Genomic DNA, 3,679 nt, shown 5'->3' on the forward strand with positions numbered 1-3,679 from the left:
GATTAGTGCCCTATGCGCTTATGCCTTAATGTGTGCAATTCCTTTAATTATGAATGTATGGGAGGATAGGAAGTGGAAGCTTTTGCAATCGAAAATTTAACATTTTCTTATCCGAATAGCGATAAATTGGCACTCGACAACATCTCTTTCACGATTGGGCAAGGTGAATTTATTACCTTATGTGGGAAGTCAGGTTGTGGTAAATCGACACTGCTGCGCCATTTTAAGACCGTTTTAACGCCTCATGGCAAAAGGAGCGGTACGGTCCGCTTTGAAGGTGTAGATCTTGGCACGGTCGATACCAGAACACAATCATCTCAGATCGGTTTCGTATTTCAGTCGCCAGACAATCAGATTGTTACCGATAAAGTTTGGCATGAGCTGGCCTTCGGACTAGAAAGCTTAGGATATAGTACGCCTGCTATCAGGCTGAAGGTTTCGGAGATCGCTAACTTTTTCGGGATGCAAACCTGGTTTCATAAGTCCGTCACAGAGCTTTCGGGTGGGCAAAAGCAGCTTTTAAACTTAGCCTCGGTGATGGTCATGCAGCCTTCGGTTTTAATTTTGGACGAACCCACGAGTCAACTTGACCCTATAGCTTCATCAGAATTTCTGAATACACTTGTGAAAGTGAATAGAGAGTTAGGGACAACGATCATTATATCCGAACATCGCTTGGAAGAACTTCTGCCTGTTTCTGATAAGGTAGCCATTTTGGACAATGGCAAAGTAGTTACTTTTGATACACCTAGGAATGTGGGCAAGCTGCTTAAAGAAACGAAGGATGCGATGTTCTTCGCGATGCCTGCGCCAATGAGAATTTATTCTCACATTCCTAATGATTTGGAGTGCCCAATTACGGTTCGGGAAGGCCGGAAATGGCTGGATGAGCTAGCTCAGACTACTCATATCTTTACACCTACGCCGGAAAAGACGGAAGCAAATCAAGCGGGGGAAATTGCAGTTGAGCTAAGGGAAACTTGGTTTAAGTATGAAAAAGCAGCCCCCGACATTGTGAAAGGTTTGTCCGTTTCTGTTCATTCAGGTGAAATATATGCCATTCTAGGAGGGAACGGTGCTGGCAAAACGACGGCATTATCTCTGATTGCAGGCTTAAAAAAGCCTTACAGGGGGGAAGTTAGACTAGGTGGCAGAAAGATTCAAGAGCTATCTGATAATGAGAAGTATGGTGGTTTGCTCGGGGTACTCCCGCAAAATCCGCAAACCCTTTTTGTAAGTAAAACCGTGGAAGCGGATCTTCGTGAAATGTTCGTAGGCAGAGATGTCGACAAAGAGGTTTTGCTGGATAAAATAGCGCAAGTGAGCGAACTATGTGAGCTTGGCGATCTTCTAAAAAGCCATCCCTATGACTTATCCGGAGGTGAACAGCAGAGAGCTGCGCTAGCGAAAATTTTGCTGCTAGAACCTGAAATTCTGTTGCTGGATGAGCCTACGAAAGGGCTGGACAACCATTTCAAGCTAAAGCTCGGGGAGATTCTTCAGAGCCTCAAGCTTGCAGGAACGGCCATCATCATGGTGAGCCACGATGTTGAGTTCTGCGCCTCTTTTGCGGATAAATGTGCGATGTTTTTTGACGGCAAGATCGTGTCAGAAGGAACACCTCGGGAATTTTTCACAGGCAACAGCTTCTACACAACGGCAGCGAGTCGAATGGCCAGGCATCTAATTCCCAGTGCGGTTACGACGGAGGATGTGATTCGGGCTCTTGGTGGAACTGTGCCAGAGATGCCTGCTAGTACCAGAAAGGCGCCGGAGTCACTGCTTAGTAGCAAGAAAGAAACAGCCCCCAAAAAAAGTATTGAAACGGATCAAATGCCAGTTGATAAAAGGAAGTTGTCCCAAAGAACGATCATCGCCTCTTTTATTATTTTGCTGATCATCCCGTTAACTATATGGTTTGGCATTTATTATTTAAATGACCGGAAGTACTATTTTATTAGTTTGCTGGTTATCCTTGAAACCATGCTGCCGTTCGTGATGTTATTTGAATCCAGAAAACCCCAAGCTAGAGAACTGATCGTTATAGCTGTCCTATGTGCCATAGGAGTCGCCGGAAGAGCCGCGTTTTTCATGGTTCCCCAGTTTAAACCGGTTGTTGCGATGGTGATTATTGCTGGCGTGTGCTTAGGCGCAGAAGCGGGTTTTCTTGTTGGTGTTGTTACTGGGTTTGTTTCCAACTTCTTCTTTGGACAGGGCCCATGGACGCCATGGCAAATGTTTGCTTTCGGCATCATCGGCTTTCTGGCGGGGCTGCTATTTAAGAAAGGTATTCTGAGGAGAAATAAGGCTGCCTTATGTATCTTTGGTGGGCTAACTACTTTTTTCATCTATGGAGGTCTTCTGAACCCAGCTTCAGTGCTTATGTCGCCTTTACAGCCAACCAAAGAGATGTTTTTGTTAGCCTATCTGCAAGGATTCCCCTTTGATCTCATACATGCCGTTTCTACGGTGATTTTCTTGTATTTTATTGCGAAACCTATGTTATCCAAGCTTGATCGAATAAAGTTGAAGTATGGCCTAATTGATTCCTAGGGGGATAGCGATGACAACTTTGCAACAATTAAAATATGTAATTGAAGTAGCGAACCGAAGATCCATTAATGAAGCTGCCAAAAGGTTGTTTATTACTCAGCCTAGCCTATCGAATGCGATCAAGGATCTTGAAGAAGAAATACAAATCTCCATATTTGAAAGATCCAATAAAGGGATAACGCTCTCCAAAGAAGGCGTTGAATTCTTAAGTTACGCGCGGCAGGTCGTTGAGCAGGCTGAATTATTGGAAAGTCGGTACCTGAATGCGAAGCCTTCACCACAGCACTTTTCAGTTTCCACGCAGCATTATGCTTTTGCTGTAAATGCCTTTGTCAGTTTAGTCCAAGAATTTGGATTAGACGAATATGAATTTGCGCTGCGTGAAACCAAAACGTATGAAATTATCGAGGATGTCAAAACGCTGCGAAGCGAAATCGGCATTTTATATTTGAATGAATTTAATGAAAAAGTGATAAATAAGATGCTTAAAGCCGCTAATTTGCAATTTAACAGCTTATTTAAAGCGAAACCTCATGTTTTTATTAGTATTAAAAACCCATTAGCGAATCAGTCGATTGTAACCATCGAGCAGCTCCAGGAATATCCTTACCTCTCTTTTGATCAAGGTGAGTATAATTCTTTTCATTTTTCAGAGGAAATTCTGAGTACGATCTCCCATCAGAAAAGCATCCGAGTGACGGATCGCGCTACGCTCTTCAATTTATTAATTGGTCTCAATGGTTATACGATTTCAACTGGCGTTTTGAATGCCGATTTGAATGGTAACGAGATCATTCCTGTCCCTTTGGATTGTGAGGAAACCATCCATGTAGGGTGGATTTCACATAAGAATGCGATGTTAACCAAGTTAGGTGCGGCTTATATTGAAGCCCTGGAACAGGCGATTTCCAAGTAAACGGCATACACATTCTAAGCGCTGTCCGAAAATGATCATTATAGCCCCAAACTATAGCTAGATATATGTTATTCGAATTACTTTATATCAGCCAATTTGTGATAATTTTTATATAACAAATTGAAGAGGGGTTTTTAATGATGGTAAAGAGCAGTGTACTAGGATACCCGCGTATTGGTGTAGATCGTGAATGGAAGAAAGCCTTGGAAG

The 3,679-nt window shown here is 43.0% G+C and carries 2 protein-coding genes; both read left to right on the forward strand.

The window, feature by feature from the left end:
* Nucleotides 1–72: 72 nt before the first annotated feature.
* Nucleotides 73–2,553: an ATP-binding cassette domain-containing protein gene (locus AC1DUA_RS28555; RefSeq protein WP_477502975.1), complete on the forward strand. Its 2,481-nt coding sequence runs from the start codon at nt 73–75 to the stop codon at nt 2,551–2,553.
* Between the two features lie 10 nt (nt 2,554–2,563).
* On the forward strand, nt 2,564–3,469 hold the full coding sequence (locus AC1DUA_RS28560; RefSeq protein ID WP_477502976.1) for a LysR family transcriptional regulator: 906 nt from the start codon (nt 2,564–2,566) through the stop codon (nt 3,467–3,469).
* Nucleotides 3,470–3,679: the final 210 nt, after the last annotated feature.

Source organism: Paenibacillus sp. 01T422, from assembly GCF_056398785.1.